Source organism: Streptomyces sp. NPDC052236 (assembly GCF_044548015.1).
Classification (GTDB): domain Bacteria; phylum Actinomycetota; class Actinomycetes; order Streptomycetales; family Streptomycetaceae; genus Streptomyces.
The window spans coordinates 112179-133665 of sequence record NZ_JBIUBL010000016.1; the positions used below are offsets into that span (position 1 = coordinate 112179).

19 protein-coding genes are annotated in these 21487 nt (G+C 68.5%); 6 read left to right on the forward strand and 13 right to left on the reverse strand.

What is annotated here, in order from left to right; genetic code table 11:
• Positions 1-41: 41 nt before the first annotated feature.
• Both ACIHCQ_RS25635 and hppD read right to left on the reverse strand, forming a co-directional pair.
• Positions 42-746: a response regulator transcription factor gene (locus ACIHCQ_RS25635; RefSeq protein ID WP_399666901.1), complete on the reverse strand. Its 705-nt coding sequence runs from the start codon at positions 744-746 to the stop codon at positions 42-44.
• Between the two features lie 87 nt (positions 747-833).
• Positions 834-1979, reverse strand: a complete 1146-nt coding sequence (hppD, locus tag ACIHCQ_RS25640; protein WP_399666662.1) for a 4-hydroxyphenylpyruvate dioxygenase — start codon at positions 1977-1979, stop codon at positions 834-836.
• A gap of 122 nt (positions 1980-2101) precedes the next feature.
• Here hppD and ACIHCQ_RS25645 point away from each other — a divergent pair, with 122 nt between their 5' ends.
• The 3 genes from ACIHCQ_RS25645 (at position 2102) to ACIHCQ_RS25655 (ending at position 3495) form a co-directional block, all read left to right on the forward strand.
• The gene (locus tag ACIHCQ_RS25645) at positions 2102-2578 is read left to right on the forward strand and encodes an Lrp/AsnC family transcriptional regulator (protein ID WP_399666664.1); all 477 of its coding nucleotides are present in this window, start codon (positions 2102-2104) and stop codon (positions 2576-2578) included.
• A gap of 70 nt (positions 2579-2648) precedes the next feature.
• On the forward strand, positions 2649-3263 hold the full coding sequence (locus ACIHCQ_RS25650) for an ArsR/SmtB family transcription factor (protein WP_399666667.1): 615 nt from the start codon (positions 2649-2651) through the stop codon (positions 3261-3263).
• A gap of 37 nt (positions 3264-3300) precedes the next feature.
• Positions 3301-3495 carry a hypothetical protein gene (locus ACIHCQ_RS25655; protein ID WP_399666670.1) on the forward strand — a complete coding sequence of 65 codons (195 nt, stop codon included), beginning with the start codon at positions 3301-3303 and terminating at the stop codon, positions 3493-3495.
• A gap of 51 nt (positions 3496-3546) precedes the next feature.
• Here ACIHCQ_RS25655 and ACIHCQ_RS25660 read toward each other — a convergent pair whose 3' ends face one another.
• The 10 genes from ACIHCQ_RS25660 to ACIHCQ_RS25705 form a co-directional block, all read right to left on the reverse strand.
• A complete protein-coding gene (locus tag ACIHCQ_RS25660; protein WP_399666673.1) occupies positions 3547-4335 on the reverse strand; it encodes a S16 family serine protease in 789 nt (262 codons plus the stop codon).
• Positions 4336-4668: 333 nt separating this feature from the next.
• Positions 4669-5319 carry an IclR family transcriptional regulator gene (locus ACIHCQ_RS25665; protein WP_399666676.1) on the reverse strand — a complete coding sequence of 217 codons (651 nt, stop codon included), beginning with the start codon at positions 5317-5319 and terminating at the stop codon, positions 4669-4671.
• A 353-nt stretch (positions 5320-5672) separates the two neighbouring features.
• Positions 5673-7457 carry a DEAD/DEAH box helicase gene (locus ACIHCQ_RS25670; protein WP_399666679.1) on the reverse strand — a complete coding sequence of 595 codons (1785 nt, stop codon included), beginning with the start codon at positions 7455-7457 and terminating at the stop codon, positions 5673-5675.
• 171 nt (positions 7458-7628) lie between these two features.
• On the reverse strand, positions 7629-7997 hold the full coding sequence (locus ACIHCQ_RS25675) for a type II toxin-antitoxin system death-on-curing family toxin (RefSeq protein WP_399666682.1): 369 nt from the start codon (positions 7995-7997) through the stop codon (positions 7629-7631).
• Complete coding sequence (locus ACIHCQ_RS25680; protein WP_399666685.1) at positions 7997-8194, reverse strand: Arc family DNA-binding protein; 198 nt, start codon at positions 8192-8194, stop codon at positions 7997-7999. The genes ACIHCQ_RS25675 and ACIHCQ_RS25680 overlap by 1 nt, the downstream gene beginning before the upstream one ends.
• Positions 8195-8226: 32 nt before the next feature.
• Positions 8227-9690, reverse strand: a complete 1464-nt coding sequence (locus ACIHCQ_RS25685; protein WP_399666687.1) for an MFS transporter — start codon at positions 9688-9690, stop codon at positions 8227-8229.
• Between the two features lie 195 nt (positions 9691-9885).
• A complete protein-coding gene (locus ACIHCQ_RS25690) occupies positions 9886-10515 on the reverse strand; it encodes a hypothetical protein (protein ID WP_399666690.1) in 630 nt (209 codons plus the stop codon).
• 636 nt (positions 10516-11151) lie between these two features.
• Positions 11152-13005, reverse strand: coding sequence for an alpha/beta hydrolase (locus tag ACIHCQ_RS25695; RefSeq protein WP_399666904.1), 1854 nt, complete (start codon positions 13003-13005; stop codon positions 11152-11154).
• A 5-nt stretch (positions 13006-13010) separates the two neighbouring features.
• Positions 13011-13256 carry a hypothetical protein gene (locus ACIHCQ_RS25700; protein WP_399666693.1) on the reverse strand — a complete coding sequence of 82 codons (246 nt, stop codon included), beginning with the start codon at positions 13254-13256 and terminating at the stop codon, positions 13011-13013.
• 681 nt (positions 13257-13937) lie between these two features.
• Positions 13938-14513, reverse strand: a complete 576-nt coding sequence (locus ACIHCQ_RS25705) for an AAA family ATPase (protein WP_399666695.1) — start codon at positions 14511-14513, stop codon at positions 13938-13940.
• Positions 14514-14798: 285 nt separating this feature from the next.
• Here ACIHCQ_RS25705 and ACIHCQ_RS25710 point away from each other — a divergent pair, with 285 nt between their 5' ends.
• Genes ACIHCQ_RS25710 through ACIHCQ_RS25720 form a run of 3 tightly spaced genes read left to right on the forward strand, consistent with a single transcriptional unit; the run spans position 14799 to position 20083 of the window.
• Entirely contained in the window at positions 14799-15719 is a 921-nt protein-coding gene (locus ACIHCQ_RS25710) for a serine/threonine protein kinase (protein WP_399666698.1), read from the forward strand.
• Between the two features lie 3 nt (positions 15720-15722).
• Positions 15723-17945 (forward strand): protein kinase, encoded by a 2223-nt coding sequence (locus tag ACIHCQ_RS25715; RefSeq protein ID WP_399666701.1) that lies wholly within the window; start codon positions 15723-15725, stop codon positions 17943-17945.
• Between the two features lie 32 nt (positions 17946-17977).
• Positions 17978-20083 (forward strand): protein kinase, encoded by a 2106-nt coding sequence (locus tag ACIHCQ_RS25720; RefSeq protein WP_399666704.1) that lies wholly within the window; start codon positions 17978-17980, stop codon positions 20081-20083.
• Positions 20084-20146: 63 nt separating this feature from the next.
• On the opposite strand, the gene mycP is transcribed toward ACIHCQ_RS25720, so the two are convergent.
• Positions 20147-21478: a type VII secretion-associated serine protease mycosin gene (gene mycP, locus ACIHCQ_RS25725; RefSeq protein ID WP_399666707.1), complete on the reverse strand. Its 1332-nt coding sequence runs from the start codon at positions 21476-21478 to the stop codon at positions 20147-20149.
• Between the last annotated feature and the right edge of the window lie 9 nt (positions 21479-21487).

Here is a 21487-nt window from a genome sequence, read left to right on the forward strand (position 1 = left end):
CCTGCCTGGCAGGCTTGTCCTCTCTCGCCTGCTTGCCCTGCCTAGGACGCGGCACGGGATGCCTTCGGGTCGGTCAGCTTGTAGCCGACGCCGAAGACCGTGAGCAGCCGGGCGGGCCGGTGCGGGGCGGGCTCGATCTTCTTGCGCAGGTTCATGATGTGTACGTCCACGGTGCGGTTGCTGATGTACCGGTCGAAGCCGTGCAGTTGCTCCAGCAGCCGCTGCCGCGTGAAGACCCGGTCGGGCTCGGCGGCCATCGCGGCGAGGATGCGGAACTCGCCGGGCGTGCATTCGACGGGCTCGCCGTCGACGCTCACCTCGTGCCGGTCCGGGTCCACGACGAGCGCGCCCACCGACAGGGTGGACGGCGCCACCGCGTCGTCCGCCACCGAGAGCCGCTGGCGGCGCAGCAGGGTGCGGACGCGCGCCATCAGCTCGCGTGGGCTGTACGGCTTGGTCATGTAGTCGTCGGCGCCCAGGTCGAGGCCGAGCAGCAGATCGTCCTCGGTGGAGCGGGCGGTCAGCATCAGCACCGGCAGCTCACGGGCCTCGGCCCGCAGCACGCGCAGGACGTCCATGCCGTCGGCCCGCGGCATCATCACATCGAGGACGAGCAGGTCGGGAGCGCGGTGCCGGACCGATTCGATGGCCGCGCGGCCGTCGTACACGACAGTGACGGAGTGGCCCTCCCGTTCCAGATAACGGCGGACCAGCTCGGCCTGCTTCTCGTCGTCCTCCGCGACCATGACATTTGCGCACACGCCGTTGATCGTATGCGGGTCCGCGGCCCTATGGGACAGGATCCGTGGGACCGCGGCAACTCGCGGCGAGCGCTACAGGTTTCCGCGCTTCTCCTGCTCGCGCTCGATCGCCTCGAAGAGCGCCTTGAAGTTGCCCTTTCCGAAGCCCATCGAGCCGTGCCGCTCGATCATCTCGAAGAAGACCGTCGGCCGGTCCTGGACCGGCTTGGTGAAGATCTGCAGCAGGTAGCCGTCCTCGTCGCGGTCGACGAGGATCTTCAGCTCGCGCAGCGTCTCGACGGGCACCCGGGTCTCGCCCGCCCACTCGCCGAGCGTGTCGTAGTACGAGTCGGGTGTGTCCAGGAACTGAACTCCCGCCGCGCGCATGGAGCGTACGGTCGCGACGATGTCGTTCGTGGCGAGCGCGATGTGCTGGACACCGGCCCCGCCGTAGAACTCCAGATACTCGTCGATCTGCGACTTCTTCTTCGCGATGGCGGGCTCGTTGATCGGGAACTTCACCTTGAGCGTGCCGTCGGCGACGACCTTGGACATGAGGGCGGAGTACTCGGTGGCGATGTCGTCGCCCACGAACTCCTTCATGTTGGTGAAGCCCATGACCTTGTTGTAGAAGGCCACCCACTCGTTCATCCGGCCGAGCTCGACATTGCCCACGCAGTGGTCGATCGCCTGGAAGGTCCTCCTGGCGGGCGGCTCGACAATCGGGTCGGCGGCGACGAAGCCGGGCAGGTACGGGCCGTCGTAACCGGAGCGGTCCACAAGGGTGTGACGGGTGGCGCCGTACGTGGCGATCGCGGCCAGCACGACCGTGCCGTGCTCGTCCTTGACCTCGTACGGCTCGGCGAGGGTGCGGGCGCCGTGCTCGATGGCGTACGCGTACGCCTTACGGGCGTCCGGCACCTCGATGGCGAGGTCCACGACACCGTCGCCGTGCTCGGCGACATGGGCCGCGAGGAAACGGCCCCAGTCGGTGGCGGGTTTGATCACGGAAGTCAGCACGAAGCGGGCGGCGCCGTTGGTGAGGACGTAACTCGCGGTCTCGCGGCTGCCGGTCTCCGGTCCGGAGTAGGCGACGAGCTTCATGCCGAAGGCGGTGGAGTAGAAGTGCGCGGCCTGTTTGGCGTTGCCCACGGCGAAGACGACCGCGTCCATTCCCTTCACCGGGAAGGGATCGGCCTTACGCGCGGTGGTCGGGGTCTGATCGATGGTCTCAGTCATAGGGCCAGGCTCCCGCCGATCCACAAGGTGCGCAATCGTTGGCGTATGGCCTGGGCAATATGTGCAGCCGGGGCCCACGATGGAGGGGCTATCTGTACAGGATGACCATCGGGAGACGAGCCATGGCGATCGATCATCTGGACGGCCGGCTCATTGTGCTGCTGGCGCGTGAGCCGCGCATCGGTGTACTGGAGGCGTCCCGCCGCCTGGGGGTGGCGCGCGGCACGGTGCAGGCGCGGCTGGACCGGCTGCAGGCCACGGGGGTCATCCGGGGTTTCGGGCCGGATGTGGATCCGGCGGCGCTCGGGTACCCCGTCACGGCTTTCGCGACGCTGGAGATCAAGCAGGGGCAGGGGGCGAACGTGCGGGCGCATTTGGCGAACGTGCCGGAGGTGCTGGAGCTGCACACCACGACCGGGCACGGGGACATGCTGGGGCGGCTGGTCGCCCGCTCCAATGCGGATCTGCAGCGGGTGATCGACCTGGTCGTTGGCATCGAGGGGATCGTGCGGGCGTCCACGGCGATCGTCATGGAGAATCCGGTGCCTTTGCGGATCATTCCGCTGGTGGAGCAGGCGGCGGGGGACAAGGGGGGCTGAGCGTGCGGGTTCGGGTCCGGGTTGCAAAGATAGCGTTGCAAAGAAACCTTTGCAACGCTATCTTTGCACCATGCCCGAACCTGAGCCGGACCACTCCGTCCCGCGCAACTACGTTCCGCTCGACCCGCGTTCCCTGCGCGGCCTGGCCCATCCGCTCCGTATGCGGCTGCTGAGCTCGCTGCGGCACGACGGCTCCGCCACCGCGTCCCAACTGGCCGAAAGGCTGGGCGAGTCCAGCGGCGCCACCAGCTACCACCTGCGCCAGCTCGCCGCGCACGGCTTCGTGGAGGACGACCCCGGGCGGGGCAAGGGCCGCGAGCGCTGGTGGAAGGCGTCAGTGGACAGGACGCGCTTCAACGACTCGCTGCTCACCGACCCCGACCCGGCGGTACGCGGGGCCGCAGACCTGTTTATGCATGAGGTCGCGACCATCCACACCCAGGAGGTCGGCACCTGGCTCGGCACGGCCCGGGAGTGGCCCGAGGAGTGGCGCAGGAGCTCGGACCTCAGCGACTGGACGCTACGGCTGACTTCCGCGCAGGCCTCCGAGCTGAACGAGAAGGTCCATGAACTCATCGAGAGCTACCGGGACGTGAAGCCCGCCGAGGGCGGGGGCCCCGAGACCGAGGCCAAAACGGCTCAGGTCCGGATGCACTTGCACGCCTTCCCGCGCTCCACCGACTGAAGCAGTACCGACTGAAGCAGTGAGGGGACGACAGGACATGCACGCCGACATACATCTCCAGCTGCATGAGCTGCGCGCGGCGGAACTCAGGCGCGAGGCGGCCGAGATCCGCAGTCTGCGCGCCGCGCGTGCCCCGCGCGGGGACCTGCGTACGCAGCTGGGCTGGACGCTGGTCGAGTTGGGCCTGCATCTGATCCGGCAGCCGCCGCCGCGGGCAGCGCCTACCGCGTGAGCTTCCGGGGTCCGATGGCCGGCCCTCTGCCCCTGCCGGGGCCTGACGGGGTCAGCAGGACGGGACCTTGCCGCCCTTCTCCAAGGCCCGAAGCGAGTCCACCGCGCCCTTCAGGGTCGCGACGGGGATCAGCCGCAGCCCCTTGGGGAGCTCGGCCTGCGCGTCGGAGCACTCGTCCTCGGGGACGAGGAAGATGCTCGCCCCGTCGCGTTCGGCGGCCTGTGTCTTCAGGGACACCCCGCCGACCGCGCCGACCTTGCCGTCGGTGGTGATCGTCCCCGTACCGGCGATGGTGCGACCACCGGTGAGGTCGCCGCCCGCGCCGTCGCCGTCGAGCTTGTCCACGATCCCGAGCGAGAAGAGCAGCCCGGCGCTGGGCCCGCCGATATCGGCGAGCTGGAGGGTGACCTTCACCTTCGCCGGGTCTTTGCGGAGGTAGGAGAGCGCGGCCTGGGTGGCGGAGTCCTGGGACTCCCTCATGTCCTGGAGATTGTGCTGCTCGACTTCCCTGTCGGACTTCCCGGCGGGGTAGACGGAGTCGCGGGGCAGGACGGCCCGGTCCGTCCTGAACCATGCGTCGACCACCTGCCCGAGGTCGATGTCGGCGGACGGGCCGGTCGCCATGATGGTCGTCATCAGAAGCTCGCCGTCGGTGGCGCGGTTGGGCGCACCGGCGATGGTGATGACGGGCTTGCCCTGATCGGCCCCGAGGACGTCCGCGGTCGACCCGGGCTGCGCCACGGCGTACGGCAACGGCGCGAACCCGGCGACGAGGAGCAGGGCGGCGACGGGGAGGGCGCAGAGTGCGAGGGCGCGGGGGCGTGTGAGGCTGGAGAGCACGGTGTCAATGTATATGGGGCGGATTGGCATCCAGCGGGGGGTTCTTCGGGGGAGGGGTTCCGCGTGCTGCGGGCCGGGGGTGTTTCCCCCGCCCCGCCCTTTCCCGTACGTAACCGGGGCCGCGCCCCCGGACCCCTGCGGGTGGACTGGTTTGACGCCCCCGCACCCCCGTGCTGCGGCGGCTTCGCCGCGGAGCTGGTACTCGTACCTCTACTGGTACTGGCACTCGTACCTCTACTGGCACTCGTACCTCTACTGCACTCGTACCTCTACTCGTACCTCGCGTCAGCACGCCGAGTGCCGGTGGGCCAGACCCGAAACCCGCACGCCGCGCTAGCGAAGCGCGTCCGCTACCTCGCGCGCCGCGTCCACCACTCTCGGCCCCACCCTCTCCGGCACCGAGTCCGCCAGCATCACCACACCCACGCTCCCCTCCAGCCCCGTCACCCCGACCAGCGGCGCCGCCGCCCCACTCGCCCCCGCCTCCAGTTCGCCGTGAGTGAGCGTGTAACCCGGCTCGCTGCCCGACGCCCCCGCCCCTTGGCGCGCGGCCAGGATCGCCTTGCCCGCAGCGCCCCGGTCCAGCGGATGGCGGAACCCCGCCCGGTACGCGACGTGGTAATCCGTCCACGTCGGCTCCACCACCGCCACCGCGAGCGCCTCCGCGCCGTCGACAAGAGTGAGGTGGGCCGTGGCCCCTATGTCCTCGGCCAGCGAGCGCAGCGCCGGCATCGCCGCCTCCCGCACCAGCGGGTGCACCTGGCGGCCCAGGCGCAGTACGCCCAGGCCCACCCGGGCGCGACCGCCCAGGTCACGGCGGACGAGGGCATGCTGCTCAAGCGTGGCGAGCAGACGGTAGACGACCGTGCGGTTGACGCCGAGTTTGTTGGACAACTCGGTGACGGTCAGCCCGTGGTCGGTGTCGGCGAGCAGTTTGAGGACACGTAGTCCCCTGTCGAGCGTCTGGGAAGTCTCCGCGGTCACGACGCCCCTCTCCTTCGGAGTGGGTGACGGCGGTCCTCCGACGAGAGCTGCGACACCGGTCCCAGCGGCGCGACACACCCAGAGGCCGCCGGCAGCCCTGGCACACCGGCTGCGCTCCGCGGCGGTGTTGCCACGGGGCGTTTCAATGCGGGGACAGTAGCGAGCTGGTCCGCTCAGCGGAAGCCCTCGTCCAGAATCCGGGCGCGCCGCCGGAACGAGCGGCCGATTTCCGCCCGTTCAGGGCGAGTCCACACGGGCGACGCGCGGGACGCCCAGGCGCAGGCAAGCCCGCCCGCCCGCGCCCAAGGCAACAGCACTCCCCCGCGCCGAACCGCACCACACCGCACCGTGGCTCACCGCATTCGCGTAGCCCACTCCTGCACTTTCTTGATCCGCTCCCGGATCTGCCCAGCCGTCGCCTCCGCGCTCGGCGGCCCCCCACACACCCGCCGCAGCTCCGTGTGGATCACCCCGTGCGGCTTGCCGCTCTGATGGACGTACGCCCCGACCATCGTGTTCAGCTGCTTGCGCAGCTCCAGCATCTCCTTGTGCGACATCACGGGCCGCCGCTCCGCGGGCAGCTCCAGCAGATCCGCTTCCTCGTCCGGCTTCTTGCGGCTGTGCGCGATCTGCCGTGCCTGCCGCTTCTGGAGCAGCAGCTGCACCTGGTCGGGTTCGAGCAGCCCCGGAATGCCGAGGTAGTCCTGCTCCTCCGCGCTTCCCGGGTGCGCCTGCATGCCGAACTCGGCCCCGTCGTACAGCACCCGGTCGAAGACCGCGTCGGACTCCAGCGCCTCGAAGGAGAGCATCTCCTGCTCGCCCGTGTCCTCGTCCTGCTCGCGCTCCGCCTCCGCCATCTCCTTCTCGGATTCGGCGTACGGGTCCTCGTCCCCCTCCTTCTTCGGCTTGTCGAGGGCGTGGTCGCGCTCGACCTCCATCTCGTTCGCGAAGGTGAGGAGGTTCGGGATGGTCGGCAGGAAGACGGACGCGGTCTCGCCGCGCCGCCGGGACCGTACGAAACGTCCCACGGCCTGCGCGAAGAACAGCGGCGTCGAAATCGTCGTCGCGTACACGCCCACCGCGAGGCGCGGCACGTCGACGCCCTCGGACACCATGCGGACCGCGACCATCCACCGTTCGTTGTTCTCGCTGAACTCGTCGATGCGCTGGGAGGACGCGGTCTCGTCGGAGAGGACGACGGTCGCCTTCGTGCCGGTGATCTCGCGGATCAGCTTGGCGTAGGCGCGGGCCGACTCCTGGTCGGAGGCGATGACGAGCCCACCGGCGTCCGGTATGCCCTTCCTGACCTCCGTCAGCCGCTTGTCGGCGGCGCGCAGCACGTTCGGCATCCAGTCGCCACGCGGGTCGAGCGCGGTGCGCCAGGCCTGGGAGGTGGCGTCCTTGGTCATCGGCTCGCCGAGGCGGGCGGCGATCTCGTCGCCCGCCTTGGTGCGCCAGCGCATATTGCCGCTGTAGCTCAGAAAGATCACGGGCCGGACGACGCCGTCCGCGAGGGCGTTTCCGTATCCGTACGTATAGTCGGCAGACGAGCGCCGGATGCCGTCGTTCCCCTCTTCGTACGCGACGAAGGGGATCGGGTTGGTGTCGGACCGGAAGGGCGTACCGGTCAGCGTCAGCCGCCGGGTCGCGGGGTCGAAGGCCTCCAGGCAGGCCTCGCCCCAGGACTTGGAGTCACCGGCGTGGTGGATCTCGTCGAGGATGACGAGGGTCTTGCGCTGCTCGCAGCGGTTGCGGTGCAGCATGGGCCGTACGCCGACACCCGCGTACGTCACGGCGATGCCCTGGTACTCCTTGCTCACCGGCCCGGCGCTGTACTCGGGATCGAGCTTGATCCCGATACGCGCGGCCGCGGCGGCCCACTGGTTCTTGAGGTGCTCGGTGGGCGCGACGACGGTGATCTGCTGTACGACGTGGTGGTGCAGCAGCCAGGAGGCGAGGGTGAGCGCGAAGGTGGTCTTGCCTGCGCCGGGGGTGGCGACGGCGAGGAAGTCCCGTGGCTGCTCCTGGAGATACCGCTCCATGGCGCCCTGCTGCCAGGCACGCAGCTTGCCGGCGGTGCCCCAGGGGGCGCGCCCGGGGAAGGCGGGTGAGAGGTGGTGGGAGGCGGTAGTAGTCACGGTCTCCGGTTCAAGGCTCTCGGGGATGTACGGGATACGGGGGCGCGGGGCGTGGGGGCAGACGACAACCGGGCCACCTTATCGGTGGCCCGGTTGCGATACTGCGCGAACGCCGCCGGTTCCGGCCCGAGTGGGATCAGCCTCACATCTCGTGGTCGGTCGGGACTGCGGTCAGTCTGCGAAGCACGGCAGCTGTTCGGCAATCTTGGGTACGTCCAGCTGCCCCTGGCACACGTTCAGTACGAACTGCTCGGCTTCGTCCACGTCGAACGCGGCGATCAAGGGGTGTCCGTTCATGTGCAGGAAGACCCACGTCGCGTACCAGGCGATGCGCTTGTTGCCGTCCACCAGCGCATGGTTGCGAGCCAGCGACTCCATGAGCGCCGCCGCCTTCTGCCAGACGTCCGGGTAGGCGTCCTGGCCGAACACACTCGACTGCGGTCGCGCCAGAGCCGAGTCGAGCAGCCCGTAGTCACGCACCTCGTCGGCCCCGAGCCGCTCAGCGAGCTTGAGCACCTCGGGGAGGGTGAGGTAGTTCATCAGGCGAGCCTCCGGTTGAGCTCCTCGCTCAGCCTCAGCACGTGGTCGGCTGCCTCGTTGAAGAGACGGGAGTGCTCGTTTATGGCGGTCATCACGGCGTCGTGCGCAAAGGACTGCATGCTGCGGCCTTCCGCCTCCGCACGCTTGCGCAGGGCATCCAGCTCTTCCTCGGTGAACCTCAGATTCAGACCAGCCATGACTCGATGGTACCGAGTGGTACCACTTAGTGCTAGCGCTTGGCTTCTCGCAGCCGCGTCCCGACCCACGCCCCCACCAGCGCCACCCCCGCCATCGGCAGAAACACCGCCGCGAACGCCCCCGGATGCGACCCAGCCGCCCCCGCGGCCGTGTGCCCCACACCGACCCCGCCCCCGCCGAGCGCCGCGAACGCCGCGCCGCCCGCCGCCAGCAGCAGTACGTTCGACAGGCCGTCCGAGATCTGAAGGGCGGCCGAGTTCGCGCCCGCCTCCTCGGGCGCCGACAGCTTCAGCAGCAGCACGCTCGTCGAAGCGATCACCATGCCCATGCCGAAACATCCCACACCCCAAGCCACCCCCACGATCCACACCGGTACCCACGCGATGAGCACGCTCGGCGCGGCCGCGATCGCCGCGGCCACCATCACCATGCCCAGCACCATCAGCCGCTCCCGGTGCGGTTCGAAACGCGGCCGGGACTGTACGTACGAACCGAGCGCCCACGTCGCCCCGCCCACTGCCAGCGACAGACCGGCGAGCGTCGGCGACAGCCCCCGCTGGGTGACCAGCATCAGCGGTACAAAGGACTCCGCGGCGATGAAGGACCCGGCCGAGATGCCGCGCAGCAGGATGACGGACGGCAGCCCGCGCACCGCCCGGTACGTCCCCCGCGGCAGCAGCCCCAGCACGGCGGGCACGAGCAGCGCCACACCCGCCGCGGCCGGGACCAGCGAGTACCAGCTCAGGTCCTGGCCCGCGTATTGCAGCAGCCCCGCGCCCAGGGAGATGCCCAGCGCCAGCCGGATCCGCGGCCCGTTGAAGGAGGGCCGCGGCGCGGAGGGGTCCGCGGGTCCGGCGGCGGTCCGCCGTATCGCCGGGAGGGCGAGGGCCAGCGGGAAGACGACGAGGACGGGGATGCCGATGAACACCCAGCGCCAGCCGAGATGTTCGGTGACGGTCCCGGACACGAGCGGCCCCACGACGGACGGGATCACCCAGCTCGCGGCGAACGCGGCCATGATCGCCGGGCGCAGCCTCTCCGGGTAGGCGCGGCTGACGACCACGTACAGCGCGACGATCACCAACCCGCCGCCGAGCCCCTGGACCGCGCGCCCGACGATGAACATCGCCATCGTGCCCGCGGTCCCCGACAGGAGCAGCCCGGCGCCGAAGGCGGAGATCCCGGTGGCGAGCGGCCGGAGAGGCCCGTCCCGGTCGGCCCACTGCCCGGAGAGGACCATGGCGAAGAGGCTGGTGGTGAAGTATGCGGAGAAGGCGAAGGCGTACAGCGGAATGCCGTGCAGCTCCCGCGCCGCGACAGGCATCGCGGTGCCGACGGCGGTCGCTTCGAAGGCGATCAGCAGGACGACGGAGACGATCCCGACACTGAGCGCCCGATGCGACCTGCCGAGGACCCCGCCTTGGTCGTCGTCCGATGCGGACCCGGTGGGGGGCGGCGGCGCGACCTCGGCGGCGCGCGGTTCCAGGGGGGTCATGGCTCCCAGGGTAAGGGGCGTGGGGCCGGTTGAGCCCTGTCTCCGGGAGGGGAGCCACTGGTCCCTTGGTCGTACGACCATGAACGCCGCGCGGCAGTCGCACGCCAGCCTCCGAGCACGTCAACAGCGGCCGACCCCGTAACGCGGGGCGGCCACTGCTGGCGCGTACAGCACGACAGGCCTCAGGGGGCGTATTCAGCCCTCAACCTTGGGCGAGCCCGAGGGCCGCGCAAAGCCCTCTCGGCAACCCGTCGCAACCTGTGCGTTGTAGAGCATTCTCTCCGCGAGATATGCCAAGTCCTGCCGATGACTCAGATCCTGGACGCTCGCCTTGCCCGTCGTCCGAACCAGTACGGACAAATAGGGGCGCGCGATACCCTTCGTATGACTGGACCCTTCCGACGCCGATTTGCACGCCATGAAGACGGCCGCTTCGTTCTTCCAGACCTTCGCCTCGTCTCCGGCTTTGAAGGGCACAGAATCCGAATCGTCAGGTACGCCCTCCATCGCGCGGAGGGCGGCTCTCCAGTCCTCGACCGAGCCGTCCTTGATTTCGGCGGACATGACTGCCGACGCGTCATCGGCGGAGTTCTCGCACGTGAATTTCAAAGATCCAGCTTCAGACGTGTCGGTCCACTCAGACGTGATAGTGGCCCCGGACGGGAACAGCCGCTCCAACGGCTTGACGTCCTCCGACAACACCGACCCGTCGCAGACGTCGAAGTAGTCCAGACCCTTGGGACTGTCTTCCGAACATCCCGCCGTGAAACCGAAGGAGATCAGCACAAGAGCTGCCGCCGACGCCCGCCTGGCGGTGGCGTTCACCGTCACCCCTTGCCTCGTGACTCTCGGTAGTCCTTGATGACTCGGGACGCCAACGCCCCATCAGCTGCTCGGTGAGACTCCAGGGGCCGCCGTGCCCGCGGATCCAGAAATCCGATGGACCATTCGGCGCCGGTAGTTCCTGCCCACTGTAGTCAGGACCATTTGACTTGGAAGTAGGGTCAGACACCTCAGACTTCTCCACGCAAGGCGTGGTCACTTCCAAGTGAGCCTGCCCCTTCCAGCCGAACTTAACGCTCACCTGGAAATCGTCTGGAGTCAGGTAATACGCCGCCTGCTTGTCCTGGCTCGTCGCCCGGAACGTGAAACCCTCACTCTTCCAGTAGCGGTCGAGCAAACCGAGGAAACTTCCTCTGCGCTCAACCGAGACGATCGTCATGACGGAGCGCTTTCGGTCGGCGGTGCAATCGCCCGGCATGGTATCCCGATGGGTCCACTCAACAGGCGGCTTGATCGCCGCGAACGTACCGTCGAGAATTGCATCTGCACGGTCTGCAGCCTCTTGCATATTCATCTTCTGCGTACGCTCCTTGCCACCTTGTTCTTGCTGCGAACCCCCCTGAGCACCACAGCCTGACAGCATCAACACGAGTCCCGCAATTGAAGCAATTCGCGCCTTCATCGCCGCGCCTCCGGAATCATTTTTCCAGGCTCGCCGGCGACGATCGCGGCGATGTTGTCAGATGAAATCTGGTCCTTCTCAGGGTTGAAGTAGTTCGAATGCGCTTCGGCACCCACTGTACTATCCCAGACATTGGGGAACTCCACGTCAACCACCTCGGGGCCAGGCTCGGTCCGGAACCTATTGGCACCGAACGCCTCGCTTGCGGGATCTCTTCCGAAATAGACGTCGTCGCCCCCCGGGTCCGCCGCACCCGATGCCCCCCAGCCCAGTAGGCCGCCGACCGCCGCACCTCCGACCACCCCGACTGGTCCCAAAGGTGCGCCGGCGACTGCCCCTGCCCCCGCACCGCCCAGGATCACACCGGCCTCCGGCTTGGACGGAAGCTTGGTGACCCGGTCATTGTCCGCGGCACCGACGAAGACATGCTGCTTGCCCACGCCGAGGTCTTCGGCACGGTCCACGCCGACGCCCGGGCTGCCCACCAGGATGATGTCGTCGGCACCGGGAATGCCCCCGGGTTGCTGAGTGGCCTGCCCGACCGTGAGGGAGCCGTACGAATGACCGATCGCCGTCATGTGAGGGTCGGCGTTGTCGTTCGTGGCCAGCAGTCCGCTCATGAAGCTGTTGTAGGCCGGGGCACCTCGCTTTGCGTCACTGTCGCTCATGACGTCGACGTCCTGCGGAGCGTCGTAACCCAGCCATACGATCGAGGCGCTGGACGGATCGATATCCCGGGCGCCGGAGGCGGTGTCAAAGGCGCGTTTCATGGTTCCCGTCGCGAATTCACCATTGAGTTTCGTACCCAGTCCGGGGACGTACGCGGAGACATTCCTGGAAGTATCGGGATTTCCGTACGCGACGATCGCACGCCCATTGCCCTGGTCGCCGATGCCCAACAGGAACATCGGGGGTTCGGCGGGGCCCGAAATCATTTGCTGCTGGATGCCCCGCAGACCGGCCAGTTTGGTTTGGGACGCCTCATCGCCCTGTTCACTCAGCTTGCCCATGAGCTGCGGTAGGTAGCCTCGATTGGCTTCGTCACGCGCCACAGCCGGGATGCCGTCCAGGTTGCCAACGGTGTCCGGGTAGACCGCCAGATACGCGATCCGCTCCTCTTCAGTGAGCCCGTCCCACCACGCCTTGCGCTCCGCCGGAGACCCACCCGTCGGGATGTCGTCCTTGAGGACGTCGTCCGCCGCTCCATGAACGGCCTTCGCGTCACCACTGACATCGGCCCAGGTGCTCTCGGTGACTTCCAGACCCTGTTCCGCCTTGAGTCTGCGCACGGCGGCGGCGTACTCGGCGTCAATCTCACCCGCCTCGGTGAGAGCGCTCGCGATGTCGTCGGCGATGTCCTGCGCCTTCGCGGCGTTCGGGTTGGGGTTGGGGTTGATCATCGCGACCGAGCCCTTGATCGCGGACCCGAAGAAACTGTCGGAACCCGTGGCCGTGTTGCCCTGGGGCTGTTGGCCGTCGATCGGCTCGCCCGCCGCCGGATAACTCACCGAACCGTCGTCGTGCACTGTGAATTTGTAGTGGTCGGCTTGGGCCAGCGCTATGAGGAGACGGCGTTGGGGGGCAGCCATTTCCTGAGCCAGACCGCTGAGCGAGGCCTGGAGCAACCCGCATTCGGTGTGGATGTAATGAAAGTTACGGCTGAGCCGCCCCAAGCGGTACACAGCGGACATGGCCGCCATACCGTCCTGAGTGTCGATCAGCTTGGCCACAACCTCGTGGTCGACTCTTTTACGAGACGTGTACGCACGGTTGCTGACATCGGCCCAGCCCTTCGAGGCCTCGACGAACTCCGTCAGCTTCAGATCCTTCAGCTCCTGCAAGGACACCATCGCCGTCACCGCCCGCCCTTGTCCCGCGCTTCAATGGGCACCGACTGGACGAACTTCCCGGCCACGTACTTCTCGAACTCCCCCTGGTCCTTGGCCACCAGACGCAACGGCGCCTCCAGGTTTCCGCACTCGTCCCGGACCGTCTTCAGCCGTTGCTGCCAGGAGTAGAGAACGGCGCTGAGCGCCGCGCTGGTCGCCAGACCCTCGGTACCGGCGGAGAGACCGGCATGCCCTTCCTCAAGGTGGGTCATACCAGTGCTGGTGTCCGTCTTCAGCTCCCCGGCGACCGTTGCTCCATGCGTCCACGGGCGCTCAGTGTGCTGGAGGTCTCTGTCGCCGGCACCATGACCCCCGCCGGCTTCCGGGGCACCCCGGCGAGGGTCATGGAATCCCCTGCGGAAACGGAAGTCGCCGACGGACTCGCCGCCGACTGCTGCCCTTCCAACTCGACCAGCTGCTGCAGACTTTGTGGTTACGTCTCGCTCGTCACGACCGTCTCCCCCCGGTTTCATGGCGTTCGTACGGTTCTTACGGTTTGTGCACCAGTGCTGTCGCGCGCGGGGAAACGCTATCGGAGAGGTCACCACCATGCGCAAGTGCAATGTGGAATCCCGGGCCATGCATCACGGCCGGCGGTAGCACGGTGCAGCCCACACCCGCAAGAGTCACCAGGCTCACGGGAGGCGCGAGTCAGCCCACGCTACGGCGTTGGCGACGGTGATCTGGTGGGCTCTGATGTCCCGCCAGACCTTCGCCTCGTCTCCGCATTTGAAGGTCATCGGCGGAGTTCTCGCACGCGAATTTCAACGATCCGGCTTGAGACTTGTCGGTCCGGAGATCAGCACAACAACTGGTGCCGAAGCCCGTCTGGGGTGCAGCGTCATTCCTTGCCTCGCCGCTCTCGGAAGTTCTGCTGACGTTTCAGAGGTCAGCTACCGAGAATCAGTGGTTCCCAGGCCGTCACACCGCACCCGCGCCCGGTCCAGCCCGGTGAGAATCGTCTCCACCGTCTCCTGCGAGGTCTGCATGGAGGAGTCCAGCCAGAGCCCGATGCGCGGTGTCTCCTCCCGCAGCACCCGGTCCAGCGCCTCGACGCTCCACCCCGCCCCGTAGCCGCTCTTGGCCCGCCCCGCCTCCCGGGCGGCGACGACCTGTGGGTTCGGGGCGAGGACGACGACGTACAGCGGACGGGTCCGTACGAGACGGACGTACGATCCTAGCTCGGGGCCGATGACGACATCCTGCAGGACGCACGTCCAGCCCTCGGCCGCGTACGCGTCGGCGGTCATCGCGGACAGCCGGTAGCGCAACCGCAGCTGCGCGACTGCGTCCTCGTCCGCGCCGGACACCATCTCAGCGCGCCCGGACACAATCATGCGCCGGAAGACATCGCCCCGGAGATGCACGGCCCGGGGCAGACGCTCGGCAAGGGCCTGTGCGACGGTGGACTTCCCGGAAGCCATGACACCGGTGATAAGAACGACGGCGGAGTCCAGCGCTTCGATCATGAATGGACCGTACCGGGGCGGCCGCTACGGGGGCGACCGCGTACGAAGGCCCCTTCCTCTCGCCGGCATCGCGGACCTCCGACTCGATCAGGAAGGCGTAGCCGTCGTGGGGATCGTGCCGCCGCCTGTCGGTCCCCGTCCGCCTGGCCCTCCTCGGCGCGATCGCCTACCCCTGGCCCATTACCCTCGCCCTCAAGATCGCGACCAAGAGCTGACCACCCTCCGGACACACTCGGCTACCTGAGTAGGCTCCTCATACTTCAGACCGGGCCGGGGGATCCGCAGATGGCACCACCACAGACGGAACGACCGCGCGTGAACATTCCGCGCCAGATCGGCTCGTACTACCTGATCACCCGCCTCGACCCGGCCAGACCCGGCTTCCCTCCCGTACCCGAGCACCGGTTCATCGCACGCAGCGCGGATGGCGACCGTACGGTGTTGATCAGTGCGCCACTCGAAGCCACCGACCCCGGACGCTTCCTCGTCGAGGCCGACGCTGCCCGCCGTCCGCTGGGCCCCTGGTTCTGCCCGGTCGCCGAAGTCTCGTCATCCCCCACGGCGCCCTGGTACGCGTCCCCCTACCTGCCCGCCCTCCCGCTCCCCGTAGCCCTGGCCGTCCACGGCTCCCCGCTGCCCGAGCGCACCGTACGCGCCCTGGGCGCTGCCCTGGCCGAATCCCTTGCGGGCGCACACGCCGCAGGCGTCACGCACGCGGGCCTGTCCCCCGCAGCGGTCCTCCTCGCCGGTGATGGCCCGCGCCTGACATGCTTCGGCGCGGTACGCGCGGCGGCCCCGGACGGCGAGCAGCGCACCGGCCTTCCGGGCCTGGAGCCGGGCAGCCTGGCCCCGGAACAGGCGACGGGCGGCCGCCCCCGCCCGCCGGGCGACATCTACGGACTGGGCGCGATCCTGGCGTACGCGGCCACCGGCCACACGGTCCCGGAACGCTCGGAACTCCCCGCCTCCCTAGGCTCGTTGATCGCGGCGTGCCTGACCAGGGACCCGGTGGGCCGCCCCACGGCACTCGAGGCCCTGCACGCCCTCACCCCGTCGTCGCCCGCCCCCACGGCCACGGCGCTCGACTCCACCGCATCCCTCCTCACGCCGGGCTGGTTGCCGGGCCGGGTGGTGGCGGCGGTGGCCCGCCAGTCCGCGGAAGTGCTCGCGGCGGACCTCCACATTCCGCTCTCTCCCAGGACCTGACCGGTGCTCTCTCCCCTGACCCATGACGACCCCATCCAGATCGCCGCGTACCGACTGACGGCCCGACTGGGCAGCGGCGGCATGGGCACGGTGTACCTGGCGCGCTCGACCGGCGGCCGTACGGTGGCCCTCAAGACCATGCACTCCGGAATCGCATCGGATCCGGCCTCCCGCACCCGCTTCCGCCTGGAAACCGATGCGGCCCGCATCATCGGCGGCCACCACGGCGCGACGGTCGTCGACGCGGACCCGTTCGCCGAAACCCCCTGGCTCGCTACGGAGTACGTCCTGGGCCCGCCCCTCGACCATGCGGTCTCGCTCGCCGGTCCTCTCCCCGAGACCTCGGTACGCGCGCTCGGCGCGGCCCTGGCCGGGGCGCTCTCCCAGCTCCACGCCTCCGAGGTCGTCCACCGTGACCTCAAACCCTCGAACGTCATGGTCACGGCGTACGGCCCCAAAATCATCGACTTCGGCATCGCCCGCGCCGCCGGGGACGACCGCCTCACCCGTACGGGAGCAGCGGCGGGCACCCCCGCCTTCATGTCCCCCGAACAGGCCACAGGCCAGGAACACACCCCGGCGGGCGACGTGTTCGCCCTCGCGGGGGTCCTCACCTACGCCGCCACGGGCCACGGTCCCTTCGGCTCGGGCCGGCCCGCCGACCTGCTCTACCGCGTCCGCTACGCGGACCCGGACCTCACGGGCGTCCCCGATGCCCTGGTCCCGATCCTGACCCGCTGCCTGTCCAAAGACCCGACCCAGCGCCCCACCACCAACGAGCTTGCCGCACAACTCCACGGTGGCCACGGCCAATTCGCCGACCATCTCCCCGAAGTCCTTCTCGCGGAAATCGCCCGCCGCGCAACGGAGCCCTGGCAGCACCAGCCGTACCGCCTCCCGGCCCCGGCGCACGTCACCACCGCCGACACCACACCCCAAACCCCAGCCCCGTCCCGCCGCAAGCTCCTGAAAGTGGCGGGAAGCTCGATTCTCGGCGTGGCCGCGGCGGGGGTGGGCACCTGGGCGTGGCTCGGCCCCGGCGGCAAAGGCCCGAAGCCGGATGCCAATGCCGCGGACCAGTCCGCGAGCGTGTCCGCTGACCCCAAGCCCGACTATGTATGGCAGATTCAAGTCGGCCGGCCGAGCGACCTCGATCTGTTTCCGGCGTCAGCTTCCGTCCCCTTTCCGGTCGGTGATCAGGTGGTCTTGGCCATCGGCAACGGCTTCGCCGGAATCGAAGCGGCCACGGGCGCCGCGAAGTGGACCAGCGGCGAGCTTGAGGACAACTGGGCCGTCACCTCCGACGGCGCACAGGTCTATCGAATCGGCGAGTTGGAAGAATCCGTCGGCCAGGCGGGCAAAGTCTGGCCGCTGCTCATCGAGTCTCTGGACCTCACCACCGGCAAGGCGAGTAAGCGTCTGCCCCTCATCCAGGAATTCAATGGGGTGATTTTCGAGAACCAGCTGATCTGCACGAGCGGCGGAGTGATCTACATCGCCGCCGGTAAGGGCCGCGACAAGGAGTGGCCCGGCTTCGACAGCTTCCAGCCCTGGTCTCTTGCCGCCATCGATATCCGTACGGGCAAGACGCTCTGGAATCACGCCCTGCCGCGCCGGCCCGACAAGTCCGATCGGCTCCACTTCCTCGCCGGGCAGGTCGTGGGCAACCGGCTGATCCTCCTCCAGGAGACCAATGACGGCCGGGTACAGGTGGTCGCCCACAACCGCCTTACCGGGGCAGCCCTTTGGAGCAAGCCGGTCGGTGCCCAACCGGAGCAGGTACGGGAGCGGCTGACGACGGACGACCGGCACGTCTATCTGGGCACAGGCCCGCTGCGCGCACTGCGTCTGACCGACGGCGGCGAGGCCTGGAGTCTGGCCAAGCCCCGCGCCGGAACTGTGTACGGGCCACCGGCGGTCAAGAACGGACTGGTATACGCCGTGCAGAAGGGCCTCGGCGTTGTCGCCGTCAACGCCATGAGCGGAACGGTCCGGTGGGAGGAGAAGGGCGGCGAGGGTGCCCGGGCGGATCTCACCGAGCGTCCCGTCGTCGGTACCAAGTTCGTGTACAGCAAGGGACCTTCGGGTCTTCGGGCGATCGACATGTCCTCGCGGACGACCGCGAAGACCTACCAGACCGTCGGCACACGATTCTTCGGCCACGAGAGCGCCAATGTCGTGATCGCGTACGGCAATCGCTTCCTCGCCGCGTTCCCCCTCCAGTAGCTCCAGTAGCTCCAGTAGAAGGTCTCCCCACGATGAACCCGCTCGGCACCGGCGACCCACTCCGACTCGGCCCGTACCGCCTCCTGGGCGTGCTCGGCGAAGGTGGGATGGGCAAGGTCTACTTCGCTCAGGATGGCTCCCGCCGCCCCGCCGCCGTGAAGGTACTGCGCCCCGAACTGGCCCACGACCAGCATCTCGCCCAGCGCTTCCTACGCGAGGCACAGATGGCGAAGGCCGTCACGAGCAAGGGAGTCGCACAGGTCCTGGGCTCGCAGATGGAGGGCGGGCGCCCGTGGATCGCCACCGAGTTCCTGGCGGGTCCGACCCTTGACGAGGCGATTCGTACCTACGGGGCGATGGACGATCCGACCGTACGCGCCCTCGCCTCCGCCCTCGCCCGTACGCTCCACGACATTCACACGGCCGGGCTGATCCATCGCGACCTCAAGCCCGCCAACATCGTGCTGACGTCATCCGGCCCGCGCATCATCGACTTCGGCATCGCCCGCCCCGAGCACGGCTTGACCCTCACCACCACGGGCCAGATCCCGGTCACGCCCGGCTACGGCGCACCCGAGCAGGTCCTCGGGCAGCGTGTCGGGCCGCCCGCCGATATCTTCTCCCTCGGAGCCGTCCTCGGGTACGCGGCGAGCGGTCGGCGCGCTTTCGACGCGGGCCATGTCGCGGCCGTGCAGTACGAAGTTGTGCACGGTGAACCCGACTTGGCCCATGTCCCGCTCGCCCTGCAGCAGTTGATCGCGCCCTGCCTGGCGAAGGACGCGGCGCTGCGACCGGTAGCCACGCAGATCACCACGGCTTTCGCGCCGCCGAAGGGCGCCGACCGTGTCTGGCGGCACGCCGGCCCGCTGGCCGACGACATCAAGTCGCGCGAAACGGGCGCCGCCCTGGTCACGGCCGTAGACGGCCCCCGAACGGTCTCCCGCCGCCACCTGTCGTACATCCTCGCGGCGGGCGGCACAGTCCTCGCGGCAGGTGGCGGAACAGCGGCCTGGTGGCTGCGCCGCGACCCCGGAAGTTCCCGGACCGGTGCGGAGGTCAAGAAGAAGACGGGCCCCTTCGAATTCCCGGCGGCCGTGGCGACACCGGAGGCGCCCCTGCTCGACCCGAACAAGGGCGAGATCACCTTCGGTATCGACGCGCCACCCATCAAGCCCCTGTGGGGACCCTTGAACATCACCGCCGACAACTCGCCTCCGCCCAAACCGGTACGGGATGTCATTGTCTTCGGCGCCAGGGAGGGCGGCATCGCCGCCCACAGCGTCATCGATGGCAAGCTGCGCTGGACAGCCCCCGACGTGGACACCGCCGCCCGGTACATCTCCGTGTCCGACCAGCTGCTCGCGGCCGTCGGCCCTGGCGGCAAGCTGCTCACCTTCGTCGCCTCCACCGGGGAACGGAAGTGGACCGCCGCGGCCCAGGCCAGCTGCGTACTCGCCTCGGACGACAAGGCGGTGTACGTCGTCACCCGGGACGGCCGACTGCGTTCCATCGGCCGCTCGGACGCCCGCATCCGCTGGACGGTGCCAAGTCCGGTCAACCTCCTGACCGGGGCGCGCCCCCGCGCCAGGGCCGCCCAGAGCCGCCTGCTGCTGGCCGTGTCGGGCGGGCACGTCGTGGCATTCGACACGCGAGACGGACGGAAGGTGTGGCAGGTCTCCTCCGGGCAGACGTACCCATACCCTCCTCAAGTGCTGGGCAAGAACTGCTACTTCGGTGGCCGGGACCTCCACGCACGCCGGATCTCCGACGGCAAGGAGATCTGGACGACGAAGGCCCACAAGAACGATGACGGCATCCGGGAGAGCTGGGCCGATCCGACCCTGACCGGTGACTCGGCCTTCGCCATGCGCGGACGATGGGCACAGCGCGCCCGGCTGACGGACGGCACCACGATGTGGAAACAGTCGTCCCTCGGAATGGCGGACAGTCCTGTCCTGGTCCAGGGCAGCTGCCTCTGGATTCTGACCATCCACCCCGAAGTGAAGGCCATCGAGCCGGAGGAGGGCAGGCCCCTCATCTCGTACACCCCGCGCGGCAAGGTCACGGGCTTCACCGCCGACGGAAACCGCGTCTTCGTTACGACCAAGGGCTGGCTTACGGCGCTGCCAGTGTTCTGACGCCGCCATACACCTCGCCCGTCGGCGGTGTGGTGTGGTGCATGTTCGGGTTGAACTCAGCTGTCAAGGCTGACCCGGTCCGGGAGGGCCCGGGGGGTAAGCCGTGTTCGGGCTCTGGCCGGTCGGCGGTGGGCCGTAGGCCGGGTATTGCGGCTGCTGCTGATACGCATTGGGCGAGAAGACCGGCGCCGACGGGGCTGCCGCGTTACGACGCCGGGAGCGGACGACCGGGATGGCGACCGCGGCACCGAGGAGAGCCGCCGCCCCCACACCCAGAGCGATCCAGAGGCCTGGGCTGCTGTCATCGTCGGACTTGGGGGCCGCAGCCGCAGGCTTTTCGTCCTTCTCGGTGCTTCCCGTGGGCTTGGAAACCTCCGGGGAGGGCGACTTGGGGGCAGCTGCCGCGAGGTCGGGGAGAGGGTACTCGTCCGCGGGGCCCGGGTCGCCCGGTGTCTTCAGAGCGATACGAGGGCGGACCATGCCGTAGCCGATGACGTCATTGCGCTTGGCGCCACTCGTAGGCCCGCCGGCGGTGTTGAGCATGACGCGCAGGACCTGATTGTTGGTCCAGTCCGGATGCTGTGACCAGATCAGAGCGGCCGAAGCGGATACCAGCGCGGTCGAGTCACTCGTGCCATGGCCCTTGCAGTACCCGGTCTTTCCGGTGCATCCGGTGACGATGTCTTCTCCGGGGGCGGCCAGGTCCACCTCTGGTCCGCGCTGCGACTCCTCGGTGCCGTTGATCTTCTTGTCGACGGCTGCGACACCGACCACACCGGGCGCTGCCGCCGGATATTCAACGAGCGATCCTGGGCCGCTGTTACCGACCGCGGCGAAGATCAGTTTCCCCTTTCCGAGGGCGTACTTCACGGCTTCCGTAGTTTCCTGATCCCTGGCTGGGCTACCAAGGGAGATGCTGATGACCTTGGCGTCGGAGTCCGCCGCGTAGCGGATCGCCTCGTTGATAGCTTTACCACCCGCTGCGCTTCCTCCCAGCGTCCTCAGTGGAAGGATCTTGGCTCCGGGAGCGAGCCCGAAGGCTCCGTCGCCCCCCGGTCCCGCTCCCGTGCCGGCGATCAGGGATGCCATGCCCGTGCCGTGTTTGCCGATGTCGTCGCGCTCGTCGCCGGCCGCGTCGGTGAAGTCCTTGCCCGGAAGTACCTGCCCGGCAAGCTCAGGCACGGACCCGACGCCTGTGTCGACGACCGCCACAGTGACGCCCTTGCCTGTGCTGGTCTTCCACATCTCCTCAGCGCGCATGACGTCAAGGTGCCATTGCAGCGATCGTATGGTTTCGGCATGCGCCGGAGTTGCTGCGATGACCACCAGCAGCAATCCCGCTGCGCCCGATACGACCTTGTTGTATCGAGCAATTCGATTGCTGCTGGGGTGCATCTGCTTCCT